General features: G+C 71.1%; 17 protein-coding genes. 10 read left to right on the forward strand and 7 right to left on the reverse strand.

The features are described from left to right. The first annotated feature begins 43 nt into the window (after positions 1–43). The 5 genes from ACTOQ3_RS17005 (at position 44) to ACTOQ3_RS17025 (ending at position 5,670) form a co-directional block, all read left to right on the forward strand. Positions 44–1,504 (forward strand): sugar ABC transporter ATP-binding protein, encoded by a 1,461-nt coding sequence (locus ACTOQ3_RS17005; RefSeq protein WP_440084354.1) that lies wholly within the window; start codon positions 44–46, stop codon positions 1,502–1,504. Beyond that, positions 1,501–2,544, forward strand: a complete 1,044-nt coding sequence (locus ACTOQ3_RS17010) for an ABC transporter permease (RefSeq protein WP_440084355.1) — start codon at positions 1,501–1,503, stop codon at positions 2,542–2,544. The genes ACTOQ3_RS17005 and ACTOQ3_RS17010 overlap by 4 nt, the downstream gene beginning before the upstream one ends. Beyond that, entirely contained in the window at positions 2,541–3,479 is a 939-nt protein-coding gene (locus ACTOQ3_RS17015) for an ABC transporter permease (RefSeq protein WP_440084356.1), read from the forward strand. The genes ACTOQ3_RS17010 and ACTOQ3_RS17015 overlap by 4 nt, the downstream gene beginning before the upstream one ends. 31 nt (positions 3,480–3,510) lie before the next feature. Next, entirely contained in the window at positions 3,511–4,725 is a 1,215-nt protein-coding gene (locus ACTOQ3_RS17020) for a substrate-binding domain-containing protein (RefSeq protein WP_440084357.1), read from the forward strand. Positions 4,726–4,830: 105 nt separating this feature from the next. Beyond that, the gene (locus ACTOQ3_RS17025) at positions 4,831–5,670 is read left to right on the forward strand and encodes a sugar phosphate isomerase/epimerase family protein (protein ID WP_440084358.1); all 840 of its coding nucleotides are present in this window, start codon (positions 4,831–4,833) and stop codon (positions 5,668–5,670) included. A 31-nt stretch (positions 5,671–5,701) separates the two neighbouring features. Here the strand turns inward: ACTOQ3_RS17025 and ACTOQ3_RS17030 are convergent, their stop codons facing one another. The 3 genes from ACTOQ3_RS17030 to ACTOQ3_RS17040 all read right to left on the reverse strand — a co-directional run bounded on the left by ACTOQ3_RS17030 (position 5,702) and on the right by ACTOQ3_RS17040 (position 9,994). Then, positions 5,702–7,174, reverse strand: a complete 1,473-nt coding sequence (locus ACTOQ3_RS17030; protein ID WP_440084359.1) for a hypothetical protein — start codon at positions 7,172–7,174, stop codon at positions 5,702–5,704. 271 nt (positions 7,175–7,445) lie between these two features. Continuing rightward, complete coding sequence (locus ACTOQ3_RS17035; protein ID WP_440084360.1) at positions 7,446–8,948, reverse strand: S1 family peptidase; 1,503 nt, start codon at positions 8,946–8,948, stop codon at positions 7,446–7,448. Positions 8,949–9,034: 86 nt separating this feature from the next. After that, complete coding sequence (locus tag ACTOQ3_RS17040; RefSeq protein ID WP_440084361.1) at positions 9,035–9,994, reverse strand: LysR substrate-binding domain-containing protein; 960 nt, start codon at positions 9,992–9,994, stop codon at positions 9,035–9,037. 491 nt (positions 9,995–10,485) lie between these two features. On the opposite strand from ACTOQ3_RS17040, the gene ACTOQ3_RS17045 reads away from it, so the two are divergent. Further along, a complete protein-coding gene (locus tag ACTOQ3_RS17045; protein ID WP_440084362.1) occupies positions 10,486–11,265 on the forward strand; it encodes a putative hydro-lyase in 780 nt (259 codons plus the stop codon). Between the two features lie 178 nt (positions 11,266–11,443). Here ACTOQ3_RS17045 and ACTOQ3_RS17050 read toward each other — a convergent pair whose 3' ends face one another. From ACTOQ3_RS17050 to ACTOQ3_RS17060, 3 genes are read right to left on the reverse strand one after another with little or no spacing between them, the layout of a single operon-like run. After that, on the reverse strand, positions 11,444–12,031 hold the full coding sequence (locus ACTOQ3_RS17050; RefSeq protein ID WP_440084363.1) for an AAA family ATPase: 588 nt from the start codon (positions 12,029–12,031) through the stop codon (positions 11,444–11,446). A gap of 7 nt (positions 12,032–12,038) precedes the next feature. Continuing rightward, complete coding sequence (locus ACTOQ3_RS17055) at positions 12,039–12,860, reverse strand: patatin-like phospholipase family protein (RefSeq protein WP_440084364.1); 822 nt, start codon at positions 12,858–12,860, stop codon at positions 12,039–12,041. 58 nt (positions 12,861–12,918) lie between these two features. Next, positions 12,919–13,317 carry a PPOX class F420-dependent oxidoreductase gene (locus ACTOQ3_RS17060; protein WP_362676909.1) on the reverse strand — a complete coding sequence of 133 codons (399 nt, stop codon included), beginning with the start codon at positions 13,315–13,317 and terminating at the stop codon, positions 12,919–12,921. Between the two features lie 82 nt (positions 13,318–13,399). Between ACTOQ3_RS17060 and soxR the strand changes: the two genes are divergently transcribed. From soxR to ACTOQ3_RS17080, 4 genes are all read left to right on the forward strand, one after another. Continuing rightward, positions 13,400–13,873, forward strand: coding sequence for a redox-sensitive transcriptional activator SoxR (soxR, locus tag ACTOQ3_RS17065; RefSeq protein WP_440084365.1), 474 nt, complete (start codon positions 13,400–13,402; stop codon positions 13,871–13,873). Positions 13,874–14,112: 239 nt separating this feature from the next. Continuing rightward, on the forward strand, positions 14,113–17,106 hold the full coding sequence (locus ACTOQ3_RS17070) for a cellulose binding domain-containing protein (protein WP_440084366.1): 2,994 nt from the start codon (positions 14,113–14,115) through the stop codon (positions 17,104–17,106). 215 nt (positions 17,107–17,321) lie between these two features. Next, positions 17,322–17,912, forward strand: a complete 591-nt coding sequence (locus ACTOQ3_RS17075; protein ID WP_440084367.1) for a TIGR02611 family protein — start codon at positions 17,322–17,324, stop codon at positions 17,910–17,912. Positions 17,913–18,155: 243 nt separating this feature from the next. Beyond that, on the forward strand, positions 18,156–18,530 hold the full coding sequence (locus ACTOQ3_RS17080) for a hypothetical protein (RefSeq protein ID WP_440065412.1): 375 nt from the start codon (positions 18,156–18,158) through the stop codon (positions 18,528–18,530). Between the two features lie 127 nt (positions 18,531–18,657). Here the strand turns inward: ACTOQ3_RS17080 and ACTOQ3_RS17085 are convergent, their stop codons facing one another. After that, positions 18,658–19,428 carry a TetR/AcrR family transcriptional regulator gene (locus ACTOQ3_RS17085; protein WP_440084368.1) on the reverse strand — a complete coding sequence of 257 codons (771 nt, stop codon included), beginning with the start codon at positions 19,426–19,428 and terminating at the stop codon, positions 18,658–18,660. Positions 19,429–19,503: the final 75 nt, after the last annotated feature.

Consider the following 19,503-nt stretch of genomic DNA (forward strand, 5'->3'; position numbering starts at 1 on the left):
CCATCGAGTCTCACGCCGGGGCGGTCACCCCATGATCCTGAGGATGCGTGGCATCGCCAAGAGTTTTCTCGGGGTTCGCGTACTGAGCGGGGTCGACCTGGACGTCGCCGCCGGAGAGGTGCACGCGGTCGTCGGGGAGAACGGCGCCGGCAAGTCCACGCTGATGAAGGTCCTCGCCGGGGTGCACGCACCGGACGAGGGCACTGTCGAGATCGACGGCGCCCAGGTCTCCTTCGCCCACCCGGTCGAGGCCCAGCGCGCCGGGGTCGCGATCATCTACCAGGAGTTCAACCTGCTGCCCGAGCGCAGCGTCGCCGAGAACGTCTTCCTGGGCCGCGAGCCCGTCCGGCGGGGGCTGGTCGACAGGGAGGCGATGGAGAGCGCCACCACCCGGCTGCTCCAGGAACTCGGCGAGACCTCCTTCACCTCCCGTGACCTGGTCCGCCACCTCTCCATCGCCCAGCAACAGGTCGTGGAGATCGTCAAGGCGCTCTCCCAGGACGCCCGGATCATCGTGATGGACGAGCCCACCGCGGCGCTGGCCGAACACGAGGTGGAACTGCTCTACCGGCTGGTGGCCCGCCTGCGGGAGCGGAAGATCGCCGTCCTCTACATCTCCCACCGGCTGAGAGAGGTCTTCGACCTGTCCACCCGGGTGACGGTGCTGAAGGACGGCGCGCTGGTCAGGACCGCCGACACCGCCGGGATGACCTCCGACGAGCTGGTCAGGTTGATGGTCGGCCGCGACCTCGGCACCTACTTCCCCGCCAGGGGCACGGAGCCGGGTGAGGTACGGCTCAGCGTGCGCGGCGGCGGCAACGCCGTGCTCGACGGGATCGACCTCGAACTGCGCGAACGCGAGATCCTCGGGGTGGCCGGCCTGCAGGGGTCGGGGCGCACAGAGCTGGCCAAGGCACTCTTCGGCGCCGAGCCGTTCACGCGCGGGACGATGAGCCCGCTGCGGCCGGTGTCGGTACGGCAGGCCGTGGCCGCCGGGATCGGCCTGGTGAACGAGGACCGCAAGGCCGAGGGGCTCGCGCTGCGCCAGTCCGTACGGGACAACGCCCTGCTGGTCTCCCGCTCGGTGCGCAGGATCGGCGACGGAAGCCGGATCGGCGGGACCGGCGGGACCGGCGTCCTCGAACTCCTGAAGGCGGTACGGCTCCATCCGCCCCGCCCCGACCAGGAGGTCCGCTACCTGTCCGGCGGCAACCAGCAGAAGGTCGTGCTGGCCAAGTGGATGACCGTGGCACCGAGGGTCCTGATCTTCGATGAGCCCACGCGCGGAGTCGACGTAGGAGCCAAGGCCGCCATCCACGACCTGATGCGCGGCCTGGCGGAGGACGGTATGGCGATCATGATGATCTCGTCCGAGCTTCCCGAGCTGATCGGCATGAGCGACCGCGTCATGGTGATGCGCGACGGCCGGGTCGCCGGGGCGCTCCCGGCGGGCTCCTCCGAGGAGGCCGTGATGCGCCTGGCCGCCGGCGAGGTGACGGCATGACCGGCCAGGTCCGGCCCGCGGCGGCGACCGGCACCGCCGGCTCCGCCGCCCCCGCCCCGCCGGAAGGAGGCGGACGGCGCCCCCTGGCGGGCCGCATCGGCTCGACCCAGGTCATCTACCTGGCCCTGGTCGGGGTCATGCTCGTCGGATGGGTGCTGGTGGCCTTCGACGGGGGGAACTTCCTCACGCTGGAGACCGTCGTCGGCATCCAGCAGCGCTCGGCCGCGCTGGGCATCGTCGCGGTGGGGCAGACTCTGGCGATCCTGGTCGGGTCGCTGGACCTGTCGGTCGCGTACCTGATCAGCCTCACCTCGCTCGTCGCGGCCGAGATCATGGCCGGGCAGGACGGCGGGATCGTCCCCGGCGTCGCGGCGGTGCTCGCGGTGAGCGCGCTGATCGGGCTGGTCAACGGCCTGGTCATCACCCGGCTGCACGTCCACGCCTTCATCGCGACCCTCGGCACGGCACTGATCGTCAAGGGGATCGTGGACCACCTCTACGACGGGCCCGCGGGCAGCGTGCCCGAGTCCTTCCAGCGGCTCGGCTACGACAGGATCGGGCCGGTCCCGGTCTCGGCGCTGCTCTGGGCCGCCGTCGCGGTCGCCGTCTGGTTCCTGCTGCGCCGCACGAGGCTCGGGTACCGGATCTACGCGGTCGGCGGGGACGAGGAGGTGGCCCGGCTGTCCGGGGTGCGGACCGGCAGGATCGTCGTCGCCGCGCACGTCCTGTGCTCGGTCTGCGCGGGCGTCGCCGGGCTGCTGCTGGCGAGCAGGCTCGGCGCGGGCGCGCCCACGGTCGGCACCGACGGCGGCTACGACCTGGAGTCGATCGCCGCGGTGGTCCTCGGCGGCACGGCCCTGGCCGGAGGCAGGGGCGGGGTCGTGGGGACGGTCGGCGGGGTGCTGCTGCTCGCCGTGCTCGACAGCGTCTTCAACCAGCTGGAGGTCAACGCGTTCTTCAAGGACGTGGTCCGCGGCGTGGTCATCGTCGCCGCCGTGGCCGTCTACGCCCGCCGTACCACCCGGAGGCGATCCCGATGAGAGCCCTCAGGTCCATGGGGCCGATCCTGGCCGTGCTCGCGGTGCTGCTGGTGCTGATCGCGCTGGTCAACCCGTTCTTCCTGGAGCCCGCAGGGTTCCTCGCCTTCCTCAAAAGGGCCGCGCCGCTGGTCATCCTGGCGGCCGGGCAGTACTTCGTGATCGTCTCCGGGGAGTTCGACCTGTCGGTCGGGTCGCTGGTCACCGTGCAGGTCGTGGTGGCCGCCCGGCTGATCGACGGCCAGGAGCAGGCGACCTGGCCGGTACTGGCCCTGCTGATCGTGATCGGGCTGCTGGTCGGGCTCGCCAACGGGGTCATCACCACCGGGCTGCGGGTGCCGTCGTTCATCACCACGCTCGGCATGATGCTCATCCTGTCCGGCGCGGTGTTCCTGTGGACCGGCGGCGCCCCGCGCGGCGCGCTGTCGGAGACGTTCAGGATGTTCGGCCGCAAGGACCTCGGCCCGGTGCCCTGGTCGGTGCTCATCCTCCTGGCCGCGGGCGCCGCAGCGATCCTCCTCATGCGCTCCGACTTCGGCAAGCGGCTCATCGCCACCGGCGACAACGAGCGCGCGGCCGGACTGTCCGGGGTCCGGGTCAACCGGACCCGGATCGCCGCCTTCGTCCTCTCCGGCCTGGCCGCGGCCGTCGCGGGCATCCTGCTCGGCGGCTTCGCGGGAGTCTCGGCCCAGGTCGGGCAGGGCCTGGAGTTCCAGGCCATCACGGCCGTCGTCCTCGGCGGCGTGGCGCTCGGCGGCGGACGCGGCTCCGTGGTCGCCGCGATGGCCGGCGCCTTCACCCTTGAGGCGCTGTTCACCCTGCTCAACCTGTACGGGATCTCGGGGGCCCTGGAATTCGCCGTCCAGGGCGTGATCATCATCGCCGCGGTCGCGGCGAGCGCCGTACGGCTTCCGTTCAGGCGCGCAGTACGCGTCTGAACGCACCCCAGAGAAAAGAAGGAGACCTTCATTGAACAGGCCTATATCGGTGCTCGTCGCGGGTGTCTCCGCGATGCTGCTCGCCGCGGGATGTGCCAGTGACAAGCCGGTGACTTCCAGTGCCGCCCCCGAGACGTCCGCGGCGGCCTCGTCCGCCGGGACGGCCGCGTCCCCCAACACCGGCGAGCAGTCGAAGTTCTTCGTCCAGGCCGACTACGACGCCCAGCTGGCCATGCGGACCCAGACCGCGGAGGGGCCCGCGGACAAGCCGTGGGAGCAGGCCATCGCCCCGGAGATGGTGGACACGGCCAAGTACAAGAAGGACGGGCCCTACAACCTGTGCTTCTCCAACGCCGCCGTGAACAACCCGTGGCGGCAGGTGGGCTGGAAGACCATGCAGGCCGAGGTGGCGCTGCACAAGGAGATCAAGAAGTTCACCGCCCTCGACGCGGAGGGCAAGGACGACAAGCAGATCTCCGACATCGCCGAGCTGGTCGGCAAGGGCTGTGACGCGCTGATCGTCTCGCCCAACACCACCGCCACCTTGACCCCGGCCGTCGAAGGCGCCTGTCCCAAGGTCCCGGTGATCGTGTTCGACCGCGGCGTGGACACCGACTGCCCGGTGACGTTCATCAACCCCATCGGCGGCTACGCCTTCGGCGCCGACGGCGCCGAGTTCCTGGTGGAGAAGGTGCCCGCCGGGGGCAAGGTCCTCGCGCTGCGGATCCTGCCGGGTGTCGACGTGCTGGAGACCCGCTGGTCGGCGGCGAAGGTCACCTTCGACAAGAGCCAGCTCGACGTGGTCGGGGTGGAGTTCACCGACGGCGACGCCGCCAAGACCAAGAGCATCGTGAGCGACTACATCCAGCGGCACGGCAAGATCGACGGGGTGTGGATGGACGCGGGCGCCACCGCTGTGGCGGCCGTCGAGGCGTTCGAGGACGCCGGGGTCCCGGTGCCGGCGATCGTCGGCGAGGACCAGCAGGACTTCCTGCAGAAGTGGAAGAGCGGCGGCCTCACGGCCATCGCGCCGACCTACCCCACCTACCAGTGGCGCACCCCGATCATCGCCGCACTGAAGATCCTCAAGGGCGAGGAGGTGCCCAAGACCTGGAAGCTGCCCCAGCCCAAGATCACTTCCGAGAACCTGGACAGCTACCTGCAGCCCAACATGCCGCCGCTGCACTACGCGCTCTGCGGCTGCGAGAAGCTGCCCGACTTCCCCGCCAACTGGGGCGGTAAGTAAGACAGATCCACCGGGTTCCGGGCACCACCGGGCGGCGGTGCCCGGAACCCGCCATGTGCGCGGGCTCACGACGAGCCCGCGCCGAACTCAGGGAAGGGGTTGCCGATGTTCCCCATCGGGGTCAACACGTGGGTGTGGGTCTCGCCGCTGACGGACGAGGATCTCGCCCGGCTGGCGCCGAAGGTGTCCGCCTGGGGGTTCGACACGATCGAGCTGCCGGTGGAGCAGGCCGACGACTGGGATCCCGCGCGGGCGGCCGAACTGCTGGGGAACCTCGGGCTGAAGGCCTCGGTGGTCCTCGTCATGCCGCCGGGCAGGGAGCTGGTCGGCACCGACGCGGGAACGGTCGCCGCCACCCAGCACTACCTGCGCGGGTGCGTGGACGCCGCGGTGGCGGTGGGCAGCCCGGTGATCGGGGGACCCGCCTACGCCTCGGTGGGGCGGACCTGGCGGATGTCGGACGAGGAGCGCAAGACCTGCTACGCCGAGCTGCGGGAGAACCTGACCCCGGTCGGCGAGTACGCGGCCGAGCGCGGGGTGACGGTCGCCGTCGAACCGCTCAACCGCTACGAGACCAGTCTGATCAACACCGTCGAGCAGGCCGTCGAGGCGGTCGGCGGGATCCCGGGCGTCGGCCTCGCGCTGGACGTCTACCACATGAACATCGAGGAGCGGGACCCGGCGGCGGCCGTGCGGCGGGCCGGTGACCTGGTCGCGCACGTGCAGGTCTGCGCCAATGACCGGGGCGCGCCCGGCGCCGACCACATGGACTGGCCCGCCCTCGCCGACGCCCTGCGCGCCGTGGACTACCGGGGCCCGCTCTGCATCGAGTCGTTCACCGCGCACAACCGGACGATCGCCACCGCCGCCTCGATCTGGCGTCCCCTCGCCGACACCCAGGACGCGCTCGCCACGGAGGGCCTGGCCTTCCTGCGCACCCTCTGACGGGCTCGGGCCCCGTCGTCGCCGGAGCCGTTCAGCGGCCGGCGTCCCCGCCGGGTGTGCCAGGAGCGCCGGGCACCCGCCGGGGGCGCCTGAAGAAGGCGGCCACCGCGTAGGGGTCGACCGGGTCGGCGAGCAGGGCGAGCATCTCCTCCCCGCGCTCAGGATCGACCTTGAACGGGTGGCCGAACACGTGCGGCCCCGTCCCGTCGCTCAGCACCCTGGTCAGCATCAGGTCCCCGGGCAGCGCCTGCCCGGACAGCAGCTCGTCGGTCAGCGTCACCCGCTCCCCGCCCTCGCCCCCGTCACCGGCGGCGGCCACGGTGATCTCCTCCCCGGACACGCCGAGGACCTCCCACAGCCGCAGCGGCGTCCGCCGCCAGGACTCCAGCAGCTCCACCTCGTCGTCGCGCAGCCACTCGGCCCGCGCGTCCAGGAACTCGCCGACGACGTCGTTCTCGAACAGCGCCAGGTCGGCCAGGGCGGGCTCGGCCACCCGGACGCTCAGCGCGATCAGATCCTCGATCAGCCGGTGACGGGCCGGGCGGTAGGCGTACGCGAGCAGCTGCCGGAACAGGTGCGCGGCCCGTTCGGGCAGCGGAGCGCCGGGGTCGGTGCGGCATGCGGCGTACTCGGCGGCGTCGCGCACGGCCGGTGCCATGCCGGGGGAGAGGGAGAGCACCTCGGAGATCAGCCCCGACGCCTCGAACGAGCGGCCCTCACCCTCGGCCGACCTCGCGATCAGCAGCAGCGCGGCCGGCTCGGTGCGGGGCAGGGCCTCGACCAGCGCCGGGCCGAGCGGCTCGCGTTCCACCTCGTCGGCGATCCTCTCGAGCACCACCTCCGACCGCGACAGGTAGGTGACGGCCTTGGAGAGGTCGGCGCCCTCGCCGTACGTCCGCAGCGCGCTGCGCACCAGGGCCAGCCTGATGATGTCCAGCGGCGCCAGGTCGGCGACCGACGCGGTGTCCCACGGCGCGCCCACGATGCCCACCCGGCCCTCGCGCAGCTCCAGCGAGGCGTTGCGCAGCAGCGGCGACAGCGGGGGCAGCGGATCGGCGAAGGTCTCGGGGGCCTTCATCAGCAGCTCCAGGACCACGACGTCGACCGGCACGCCGGGACTGGGCTCCAGCCCCTCGGCGAAGGCGCGCAGCGCGTCGAGCGCCTGCTCCCCGAACTCCTGGACGACCCGCACCGCCCGCTCGGCGGGGACGTCGTCCAGCTCGGTGACCGACAGCTCCAGGGTGCCGCCGCGCAGGCGCAGCGCGACCACCTGCTCGGGCTCCACCCCGTCGAGCCAGCCGTCGGGTCCGGTCAGGACGGGCTCGCCGGTGTCGAGCGAGGTGCGTATCCGGCCACCGCCCGCCAGCGGCACCCCCTCGCCGTCGGCCAGCCGGGCCCACAGCCGCAGGTCGTCGGAGGCGGGCAGCACCCCGCTCGCCAGCTCGGCCCGGGTGGCGAGATGCGTCAGCACCGCGCCCTCGCTCAGCATCAGAAGGTCGCTCATCGTCCCATTGTTCTCGACGTCCGGGCATGGCGATGCCGCCCTCCCCCACGAGGTCGCACGGGCTCGCGGGGGAGGGCGGCGGGAACGGCCGGTCCGCGGGGGCGGCGGACCGGCCAGGTCTCGGACCGCTCTCCCGGGGCCGCCGGGGACGGGCGGCCGTCCGGGGCTCGCCCTTCCGGCGTGTCCCGGGCCGCACGGAGCGTCCTCGGCCGGACCCGGTCGAGTCCGGCCAAGGAGTCCTGCGGCCTGGTCGGGCCGGGAGGGGAGAACCTTACGGCCTGGTCAGGCCGAGGGTGTAGGAGCCGGAGCCGCTGTAGGCGTGCACCCGTACGCGGTAGGTGCCCGCGGTGCCGCTGTAGGTGAAGGCCTCATCCGGGTTGGGGGTGGTCCCGCTGGCCACGGTCGTCCAGGTGGAGCCGCTCAGCTTCTGCAGGTAGGCGTCGTAGTCGGTGCCGTTGGGGCCGTCCAGGCAGACGCGGTGGACGCCCGCGCCGGCGCTGTAGCCGGAGGTGCCGGGCTGGTAGGCGTTGGCGTTGGACGTCAGCGAGCCGGTGTAGGAGTTCTGGTAGCCGCTGCAGCCGGTGGGCGGCGGGGTCCCGTTGGTCACCAGGGTGAGCCCGTACACCGAGAGGATCTCGTTGATCGGCTGGTGGTAGGTGGTGCCGCCGGAGGTGCAGTTGCCCGAGCCGCCGGAGGTGACGCCCTGGGCCTGGCTGCCGGAGATGTAGGAGCCGCCGGAGTCGCCGGGCTCGGCGCACACGGTGGTGCGGGTCAGGCCGGTGATGGTGCCCTCGGGGTAGGTGACGCTCGTGTTGTGCTGGCTGATGGTGCCGCAGCGGTACTGGGTGGTGGAGCCGGAGCGGCAGATGGAGCTGCCCACGACCTGCTGGGTGGAGCCGGTCACCGGAAGGATGCCCGCGCTGTAGCCGTTCACCACGCCGGTCGGGGTCCAGTTGGTGTTGACCGCGACCCACGCGTAGTCGTTGCCGGGGAAGGACGAGCCCTGGAAGGTGCCCTGGGCGACCCGGTTGTAGCCCTGGGTGGCGGTGCCCGGCGTGCCGCAGTGGCCGGCGGTGGCGAAACCGCCCTGGCTGCCGCGGGTGACCGAGAAGCCGACCGAGCAGCGGCCGCCCATGTAGAAGGCGTCGCCGCCGCGGACGTCGTAGAGGGGCCTGGGCCTCTCCTGCGAGGCCTCGACGCGGACCAGCGCCCTGTCCACGCCGCTGCCGTCCACGAACGCCTGCGCCTCGGCGACGTCACCGGCCAGCACGACGACGCTGTTGCTCGGCAGGTCGACGTACCAGGACGGGATCGACTTCGGCGCGGTGGCCACGAGCTGGTCGAGCCGCTCCTTGGCCGTGTCGAGCGTGGCCAGGGAGTTCTTGACGAGTTTGACCTCCGCGCCCGACTTCGCGAGCGAGGCGACCTTGGTGGAGTCGCTGGTGGCGATCACCAGGTCGGAGGTGGGACCGGTCACCCAGGATCCGGCGAAGGAGGCGCCGAGCCGCCCGCGGAGGGCGGGCTCGATCTTGGCGGCGGCCGCCTCGTTGATCAGCCTGGCCGCGGCCTGCTCGGCGGTGCCTCCGAGGTCGCGCCGGACGGCGTCGACCAGGCCCGGTGACGGCTTGGCGGTGGCCTGCACCAGTGTCCGGGCCTCGGCGAGGGTGTACGGGGCGGCGGGCTCGCCGGGTCCCTGGTGAGTGGCGGTGGCGGGGGTGGCCACCATCGCGACAGCGAGCGCGAAGCCCGCTGTCACGGCACTTCTGCGGAGCATGGGTTCTCTCCTCATGTGGGGGGGTGCCGCCAAAGTAACGGCGTACACATGAGGCGCGCCTCTACCAGATGTCTCCTATCGTCACGTTATGGAGAGGTGCCCAGCCCGGGGTTCCCGGCCAGCCACGCGGCGTATCGTCTGCTCCGCCCGATCGCGTCGGAATGCGCGGCCTTCGCGTGTTCGAGGATGGACGTCGCGATCGCGGCGCTGGACGCCTCCGGGTGCCAGCCGAGCAGCTGCCGCCAGCGCAGCGGAGCTCCCGCGAGCGGTACCAGCTTCAGCCCTTCGGCGGGCTGGAAGGTCGCCTGGCACAGCGCGGCGGCACGGCCGACCTTGGCCAGGTGCATGCAGGTGGCCACGTCGGTCTCGTAGATGGTCTTGGGAGTGAAGCCGGCGCGCGCGCAGGCCGTGGCGAAGCAGTCGCCGAAGCAGCTGTCGCCGGGGGTGACCGTCCACTGCTCGTCGGCCAGCTCCGCGAGCTCCACCTCCTCCCTGTCCACCAGCGGATGGTCCTCGTTGAGCAGTACGAAGACCGGGTCGGTGCCCACGGTCGACCACACCACCGGCCCCTCCACCGGCGGAGGGCTCTCCCCGCAGGCGCCGATGAACGCGAAGTCGATCCGGCCCAGCATCACCATGGCGGTGAGCTCTCTCGCGGACCAGGAGGTGTGGGTGCTCACCGGGGTGGACGGCCAGGCGGTGGCGAGGCGGTCCATCAGACCGCCGAGTATCGGTCCGTGGGTGGCGCCCAGCCGGTAGCTGGGGATGTCGGCGTTCGCGTTGGCGAATCGAAGTGCCTCCTCCTGGAGCTCGCGGGCCGCGGGCAGCAGCACCATCGCGCGTGACAGGACCAGCTGCCCCAGAGGCGTGGGCCTGGCGCCGTTGTGGTCGCGTTCGAAAAGAGCTCCCCCGAGAACCCGCTCTATCCGTTTGAGCTGCGCCGTCAGAGCGGGTTGGGCCAATCCGAGGTGGGTGGCGGCCTTGGTGACGCTACCGGCCTGTGCCACCGCGCGCACGATCTTGAGGTGTCGGAGCTCGAGATCCATACCGGGAACGTAAGGCCGGGACGTTATAGCTGCAATGCAAACATGTCATGAAATGTAACTCAATTTTGTCGAATCGTTCCAAAAGGGATTTTGGCTCTTTGATCGGGATGTTTATGGACATCCTTTAGCGCTTTCCCGGCCGTCTCGTCTAGAGAACTCCCACTGCACCTGGCCTCGGTCTGACGGTGGTGTCCGATATCCGAGATTCCTGGGATTCGGGCTTCGCCGATATTCCGGCCGCCGGAGCCGCCGGAGCCGCCGGAGCCGCCGGAGCCGCCGGAGCCGCCGGAGCCGCCGGTGTCCGGCACCCGTGTTCCCCGTGCGGGCGGGGACGCCGTCGCCTGATCATGTACCGGCGGAGGTCGCTCGCGCACTCCCCGCGCGGGTGAGGGACGCGTCGCCCGGTCGCGTACCGGCGGAGGCCGGTCGCGCGTTTCCCGCGCGGGTGAGGGACTCTGGCCGGGGGGCGGGGCCGAGGCTATGATCCGCTGATGGACGTAGCGGCGCTCACCCCCGCGCAGGCCCGTAAGCACTTCAGGGAGGGGCTGCGGGCACCCACCGCGGGGTGGTGCCGGGGCTGGACCCAGGCCAACCTGCTCGCCGTGCCCCGCGAGCTCGCCTACGACCTGCTCCTGTTCGCCCAGCGCAACCCCGTCGCCTGCCCCGTCCTGGACGTCGGCGACCCCGGCGCGGTGAGCACCGGCCTGTTCGGCGGCGACCTCCGCACCGACCTGCCCGCCTACCGCGTCTACGAGGACGGCAGGGCCGTGGCCGACGTCGACGACGCTCGCGACGTCTGGCGGGACGACCTGGTCGCCTTCCTGCTGGGCTGCAGCTTCACCTTCGAGGACGCCCTGCTGAGGGCCGGGGTGCCGGTGCGGCACATCGAGGCGGGGACGAACGTGCCCATGTACCTCACTTCGATCGCCTGCCGTCCCGCGGGATCGTTGAGCGGCCCGCTGGTCGTCTCGATGCGCCCGGTCCCCGCCTCCCTGGTCTCGGCCGCCGTACGGGTGACCGCGAGGTATCCGGCCGTGCACGGGGCGCCGATCCACGTCGGCGACCCGGGCGAGATCGGGATCGCCGATCTGGGCGTGCCCGACTTCGGCGACCCCGTCGAGGTGCGGGCGGGGGAGACGCCGGTCTTCTGGGCCTGCGGGGTGACGCCGCAGGCGGCCGTCATGGCGAGCGGGGTGTCCTTCGCCATCGGTCACCTGCCCGGCCACATGGCGATCACCGACGCCAGGGACGACCGCTTCCAGGTTCCGTGATCCCGCTCCCCGAAGCCCGTCTCCCGTCGTCGCGCGGCCGTCCGTGACGCCGTGCGCGGAGCCGGACGCCTCGGCTCGGCTCGGCTCGGCTCGGCGGGGCGTACCCGCGCGGCGACCGGCCGTGAGGTCACGCGCGGGAGACGTGCCGGGTCCGGGACGTGAGGTCCGGGGCACGAGGCTAGGGGCGGGCGGTCTCCCAGGAGGTGACGAGCCTGTCCAGCTGTGACGTGAGCGCGGGGGCGCCGGGCCGGTTGTCGATCTCGTCGTGGGGCACGACGGGTGGTTCGTCGACCCTGATGGCCCGCAGGTAGTCCTCGAAGCGGTCGAGCTTGCCCGCGTCCCTGGCGAGACCTCTGGCCTCCAGCCGGGAACGCAGCGTCGGACCGTCCGAGCGGATCCAGAGGAGACGTATGGGCGGCCCGCCCAGCCGTCCGGCCCAGCGTTCCCACGCCGCCGCGTCGTGCACCTGGGTGGTGAAGGGACCTTCCAGCATCACCGGGCAGCCGTGCGAACGGATCTGCCGGGCGACCTCGGTCAGCCCCTCGTACTCGTGACGCTTGACGTGCTCGTCGTACCAGGGGCCCTCGCGTTCCCCGTCGTCGCGGCCGTGGGCGCGAAGGGTGGCGGCGACGAAGCCGCCGTAGACGGTGTCCTTGTCGAGCAGCGCGGGAACCGGGTCGAGCAGCGCCAGCAGCGCCGCCGCGACGGTCGACTTCCCACCTCCCGGCGGCCCGCTCACCACCCACAGTGGTGCCACCCCGCTCACGCCGATCTCAGTCCTTCCAGACCCTGGCCACGCTCTCCTCGACGGCGGGCGCCTGGGCGAGACCGGCCTCGAAGGCGGGGCGCCACAGGCCCGGGTCGAGGACGTTGGCGCCGAACACGGTGACCGACGCCTCGTCGGGGACGACGTGGGCGATCGCGGCGTCACCCAGTTCGGCGAGCTCGGCCTTGAGCCGCGCCCTCGGCGAGGCGTGCGCCAGCGGTTCCAGGAGGACCACGGCGGAACTGCCCGCCGCCAGATCGGCGTTCGTGGCCGAGCGGACCCCGCCGTCCATGTAGCGGCGCCCGCCGATCTCCACCGGCGGGAACACGCACGGGACCGCGCAGCTGGACGCGACCGCCGACACCAGCGGCGCCCCCGAGCCGCGCTCCCAGACCACGAACTCGCCGGTCCCCGCGTCGACGGCGGTGATCAGCAGTCGGCGCTCCGGCCACTCCTTGACGGGCAGCCGGTTACCGATCGTCTCGATCCTGGCGCCGGTGTCCTTCACCGCGAGGGCCATCTCGCCGACCCGGCGCCGGGCCTCCTGGGGGTCCAGGGACGGGTCGTAGAGCAGGCTGAAGGCGGTCATGACCGCCTCCATGTCGACGGCGGAGACGGTCGCGACCTCCGTGTCCGCCTGGACGCCGACCGAGCTCTCCAGGTCGGCCTCGGTGGCGACGAGCGTCCCGACCACCGATCCGGCGGAGGTGCCGACGACCAGGTCCGCCCCTCCCAGCTCTATGCCCGCCCGGCGCAGACCGGTGATGATCCCGGCCTCCCAGGCGATGCCCGCCACGCCTCCGCCACCCAGCACCAGTGCTCTCGTCATGCGCCATTCTTACCTGATTCGCCCGCCCCGCAGGGGAAGCGCCCCCGGGTGCGGGGATTCAGACGTCGCGGCCCTTCATGCCCTCCTGGGCGGGGTCGACGCCCCAGGAGATGATCCGCCTGGGGTGGATGCGGATGATCTCCCGGCTGAAGTACGGGGAGGGCGGATCGTGGTCCTCGACGGCCTCGGCCTCGCCGCGGATCTCCACGCCCCTGACCCGCCAGGGGTCGGTGGAGGCGACGTCGTCCACCACGAAGGCCACCTGCGGGTTCGTCCGGACGTTGTGGAACTTCCTGGTGGTGCCCATCGCGCGGCCGTAGATGTCGACGACGCCGGTCTCGATGTCGACGCGGAACCCGGTCGGGCTGTTCTGCAGGGAGCCGCCGGGGCCCGTCGTGGCCAGGCGGCCCAGGCGCTGCTCCGCGAGATAGGCGAGTTCCGCCTTCGTGAATGTCATGCTCCCCCTCTTTCCGTCTCCGCGAATGTCATGCCCCCACCCTGCAACCTCAATATTGATTGAGGTCAAGTTAGACTGGCGCATGCCCAACAATCCGGAGATGACCGTCGGCCAGCTCTCCTCTCGCAGCGGGGTCGCGGTCTCCGCCCTCCACTTCTACGAGGCCAAGGGCTTGATCCGCAGCCGCCGCACCGCGGGCAACCAGCGTCGTTTCCCTCGCGACACGCTCCGCAGGATCGCCTTCATCAGGGTCTCCCAGCGGGTCGGGATCCCCCTCAAGACGATCCAGGAGGCGCTGTCCGCCCTCCCTGACGAGCGCACCCCCACCAGGGATGACTGGGCGAGACTCTCGACGATGTGGCAGTACGAGCTCGACGACCGCATCAAGCAGCTCGAACGGCTCCGGCACGGCCTGACCGACTGCATCGCCTGCGGCTGCCTCTCGCTGGACCGCTGCGCGCTGGCCAACCCCGGCGACGTGGCCGCCGCGCGGGGGCCCGGCTCGCGGTTGATGCTCCCTCCCCGGGAAGGCGGCGCTTCCTGCGGGGCGCAGTAGGCCGGGCCGCGGGACGCGGGAGGGGCCGGAACTCCGGGCCTTCCGTGCCGGTGGCCGAGGGTTTCACCGTGGCCCGCGACAGGTTTGTTAGTTGTCTGTTCAAACTATTGACGACCCGGGGTCCGGCATGTGAACCTCTGGGCGTTCATGCACGCACATCGTGGGCGGTCGAAGGTCAGGGTCCCGTCACCTGATCGTGCATGGCGGTTTGTCTGTTGCATTGCGAAGGGAAGCCGTACATGCGAAGAAGGCTGTTCAGCATGCTCGCCGCCGTGGCGGTGGCGTGCGCGTCGGTCGGCGCGGCCGTCGGGGGCGGGAGCGCCCAGGCGTCCGCGTCCGGTGCCGCGTCCGGTGCCGTGACCGGGACGGGAACCGTGGTGACCGGGGCCGGTTCGGCGGCCGCCGCCGAACCGTACGAGTGGAAGAACGTCAGGATCGACGGCGGCGGGTTCGTGCCGGGGATCATCTTCAACCAGAAGGAGAAGGACCTGATCTACGCCCGCACCGACATCGGCGGCGCGTATCGATGGGAGCAGTCGAGCAAGAGCTGGACCCCGCTGCTCGACTGGGTGGGCTGGGACAAGTGGGGATACAACGGCGTGGTCAGCCTGGCCACCGACCCGGTGGAGACCAACCGGGTCTACGTCGCCGCCGGGATGTACACCAACAGCTGGGACCCCAACAACGGGGCCATCCTGCGCTCCGCGGACAGGGGCGCGACCTGGCAGGCCACGCCGCTGCCGTTCAAGCTCGGCGGCAACATGCCCGGCCGGGGGATGGGCGAGCGGCTGGCCGTCGACCCCAACAGGAACAGCGTCGTCTACCTCGGCGCGCCCGAGGGCAACGGCCTGTGGCGCAGCACCGACAAGGGCGTGACCTGGGCCAAGGTCGCGAGCTTCCCCAACCCGGGGAACTACGCCGACAACCCCTCCGACCCCAACGGCTATACCAGCCACCGTCCGGGCGTGGTCTGGGTGACCTTCGACCCCAGCTCGGCAACCGCCGGCAACACCACGCAGAAGATCTACGTCGGCGTCGCCGACAAGCAGAACACCGTCTACAGCTCCTCCGACGGCGGGACCACCTGGAGCAGGGTGGCCGGGCAGCCCACCGGCTACATCGCGCACAAAGGCGTGCTCGACCACGTCAACCACACCCTCTACATCGCGACCAGCGACACCGCGGGCCCCTATGACGGCGCCAAGGGCGACGTGTGGAAGCTCGACACCGTCACCGGGGCCTGGACCCGGATCAGCCCGGTCCCGTCCAGTTCGGCCGACGACTACTTCGGCTACAGCGGCCTCACGATCGACCGGCAGAACCCCGGCACGATCATGGTCGCCACCCAGATCTCCTGGTGGCCGGACGTGATCTTCTTCAGGTCCACCGACTCCGGCGTGACCTGGACCCGCATCTGGGACTTCACCTCCTACCCGGAACGCAGTTTCCGCTACACGATGGACATCTCCTCCTCGCCGTGGCTGACCTTCGGGACCAACCCGCAGCCACCGGAGACGACGCCCAAGCTCGGCTGGATGACGGAGTCGCTGGAGATCGACCCGTTCGACGGCAACCGGATGATGTACGGCACCGGCGCCACCATCTACGGGACCGAGGATCTCAAGAAGTGGGACACCGGTGGCAAGCTCACCATCAAGCCCATGGTCAAGGGGCTCGAGGAGACCGCCGTCCTCGACCTGATCAGCCCGCCGTCCGGCGCGCCGCTGGTCAGCGCCCTGGGCGACCTCGGCGGCTTCCGGCACACCGACCTCGACGCCGTGCCGCCCATGCTGTTCACCTCGCCGGTCTTCACCTCGACGACCAGCCTCGACTACGCCGAGACCAACCCGGCCGTCATGGTCAGGGCGGGCAACTTCACCGACGCCGACCGGCCGAACGACAGCCACGCCGCGTTCTCCACCGACGGCGGCGCCACCTGGTTCCAGGGCACGGAACCCGGCGGGATCAACGAGGGCGGCACGATCGCCGCGGCGGCCGACGGCTCCCGGTTCGTCTGGGCGCCCAAGGGCGTGGGCGTGCACCACTCGGTCGGCTTCGGCAACACCTGGACCGCCTCCACCGGACTGCCGACGGGAGCCGTCGTCGAGTCCGACCGGGTGAACTCCAGTAAGTTCTACGGTTTCAGCGGCGGAAGGTTCTACGCCAGCACCAACGGCGGCGCCTCCTTCACGGCCACCGCCGCCACCGGGCTGCCCGCCGAGGGCAACGTCAAGTTCAAGGCCGTACCCGGCCGCGAGGGTGACATCTGGCTGGCCGGCCCCCCCAGTGAGACCGGCGCCGCCTCGGGCCTGTGGCACTCCACCAACGGCGGCGCGTCGTTCACCAAGCTGTCCGGCGTCACGAGCGCCGTCAACATCGGCTTCGGCAAGTCCGCCTCCGCCGGGGGCTACCAGGCGCTGTACGCCGTCGCCACGATCGGCGGCGTGACCGGCGTCTTCCGCTCCGACGACACCGGCGCGAGCTGGGTGAGGATCAACGACGACGAGCACCAGTACGGCAACGCGGGGGAGGCTCTCACCGGCGACCCGCGCGTCTACGGCCGCGTCTACCTCGGCACCAACGGCCGCGGCATCGTGTACGCCGACACCGGCGGGACCGTCCCGCCCGTCGACACCGTTCCGCCGACCAGGCCCGGCACTCCGGTGGCCTCGGCGATCACCTCGTCGGGGGCGACGCTGACCTGGACGGCTTCGACGGACGTCGTCGGGGTGAGCGGCTACGACGTCTACCGTGAGGCGGGGGCGACGGATGTGAAGGTCGGTTCGCCGACCTCGGCGTCGTTCGCGCTGACCGGGCTGGCCGCCGACACCTCGTACACCTTCTATGTGATCGCCCGCGACGCGGCGGGCAACAGCTCCACCGCCTCGGTCCCGGTGACCTTCAAGACCCTCACCGGACCCGTCACCGGCGGTTGCACCGCGACCTATCGGGTGGCCAACTCCTGGCCGACCGGCTTCCAGGGTGAGGTGACGGTGCGGAACACCGGAACCTCGGCGATCACCGGCTGGACGGTCAGGTGGTCGTTCCCGAACGGCCAGACGATCAGCCAGCTCTGGAGCGGCGTCCACACCCAGACCGGTGCCGACGTCACCGTGCGGAACGTGAACTGGAACGGCAACCTGGCCGCCAGTGCCTCCACGGTGTTCGGCTTCAACGCCTCCTGGACCGGCACCAACGGCGTTCCGTCCACCGTCACCTGCACCGCTACCTGAACAGTGGCCTGACAGCGGCCGGGTACCCCGGCCTCGACGGCCCGCACGGCCCCGCCGCGCCCCGAACGGGCGTGGCGGGGCCGTCGCGATGATCTCGTGGTTTCTCCGCCCGGAGGACCCCCTGCCCTCCCCCTTGAGGATGATCTGAGTACGTCAGCGGGTCCGGTCCGCCCAGCAGAGCCTATTGTGGAAGAAACGACTGTCCTGGGGAGAACATGACGATCTCAGATGGGGTGCGCGAGCCTCACGGCTCAGCCGGGCGGCTGTCTGAGACCGGCACCACCGGCGTGCGGGGCGAGGACGGCACCGCCGGCGTGCGGGGCGAGGACGGCACCGCCGGCGTGCGGGGCGAGACGGGCGGCCGAGGTGACGGCGGGATCGAGACGGGCGACGCCGACGCGCTGAAAGACGTCGCGGCCGAGCGGTCCGGCATCCACGGCCGGCTCGACGGGATCAGGTCCACCCGCGCGGGCCGCCTCACCCTGAAGATCGTCATCGGTGCCATCGGCGCCGTGCTGGTCATCGGCGGTCTGATCATGGTGCCCTTCCCCGGTCCCGGCTGGCTCGTCGTCTTCGCGGGACTGGCGGTGCTGGCCACCGAGTTCCACTGGGCCCACCGGCTGCTGGAGTTCGGCAAGCGGACCCTGTCGGCCTGGACGGCCTGGCTGGGCCGCCGGGGCTGGACGGTCAAGATCCTGGTCGTCCTCGCCGCCGCGGCGACCGCCACCGCCATCGTCTACTACGGCCTCAAACTCAGCTTCGACCTCGACCTGGTCGTCGAGGCCCAGAAGCTCCTCACCCGGTAGGCCGGTTCCGGTCCCGGCGGCTTCGCCTCGTACCTGATTCAGGGTGATTGCCCATCGGCGATGGCGATGGCGATACTTCGGCCGCCGATGTCGCCGTGTGTCCGGGAGGGAAACCGGCGCTCCCCGGAGTTTTACCCAGGTCCGCCCACCTCGTTATCTTTCCCGGATGTGACTCTCCGTAGTGTCTCCACGTCCGATCCGCAGGGACGGATCGGCAGAGACGAATAAGGAGAGTGACGTTCTATGCGCGCCCTGTCCTCGATGTTGGTCCTGGCGGCCGCCGGAGCCGTCGCACTGACCGGCACCCCCGCCCACGCCGACGACGTCAACCTGGCCGCGAGGGTCCAGCCCGGCGAGGAGGTGTTCCTCACGCCCGAGCTCGTTCCCGCGGCCCAGTACAACGGAAACGTGCTGGTCAAGCTCGACACCAACAGCGTGCCCGTCAAGGTCAAGATCGCTAACTGCCGTGGCAGGTACATCGGGACGGTGCCGATCGCCGCAAACGACCACGCCGCGTACGTCGCCGCCAGCACCTCCCCGCCCGCCCCGTGCATCCGTTACCGGGTGAAGAACATGGGCAACCAGACCGCCGCCATCACGGGCACCGGTTACTACTAGACCGGCCCGCCGGGGTGTGCGGGACGGGAACGGCTACCGAGGGCGTTCCCGTCCCGCGCACCCCGGTTTTTCTGTTTCCGGCCACTTGTCTCCGATGACCGCGTCTCCGGCCGGAGACCCTTCGGTGTCACGGGCGATCCCGGCCCGCGATCAGACCGGCGATTCCGTCCAGGATGCGTTCCAGGCCGAAGGTGAGGGCGTGGACGGGGTCGGCGACGGACTGGTAGGCCTCTCCGGCCGCCCGGCCCACGCGGGAGGCGAGGGGGAACCGGGCGGTGTCCATGATCTTGTCGAGGATCGGGGCGTTGGACAGCCACCACTCGACGTCGGTGATCCCGCTCTCCTCCTGGATGCGGGCCTGGTTGGCCTTGGCCCTGGCGGTGCTCTCCACGTGGCTGAGCACCAGGGCCAGGACGGAGTCCATCTCGACGTCCGACAGGCCGGTGCCCTCCAGCGGGCGCAGCTCGGCCTCGTACTTGAGTGACGCGTTCGGCCCCAGGGTGGAGCGGACGTCGATGATCTGCAGCAACCACGGGTTGCGCCGGTAGAGGTCCCAGTTGCGGGCCGCGATGAACTCCAGCCCGCCCCGCCACCCGCCGGGCTGCCGGGACGGGGCGTCCACGTCGTCGTAGAGCTCCCCGTACGCGGTGTCGATCATGAGGTCCACCAGCTCCCCCTTGCCGGGGACGTGGGTGTAGAGGGACATGGTCCCGACCTCCAGCCGCTCGGCGACGTGCCGCATGGAGACCGCGTCGAGCCCTTCGTCGTTGGCCAGTTCGATGGCCGCCAGGACGATCGAGCGCACCGTCAGCCCGGAACGCCCCGGCTTGCTGTGTGATCCCCACAGGAGCGCCAGGCTGCGTGCCGGGTCGGCGTCGGAAGCTTTCTTCGCACTCACAGGAACGGTCTCCAGATTTTCGTCGTTGGGACCACCGTAACTGAGCCGTACGATGTACGGTACGCTATACGCGAT

It is taken from the genome of Streptosporangium sp. LJ11 (genome assembly GCF_051918945.1).
In the GTDB taxonomy this organism is placed as follows: domain Bacteria; phylum Actinomycetota; class Actinomycetes; order Streptosporangiales; family Streptosporangiaceae; genus Streptosporangium.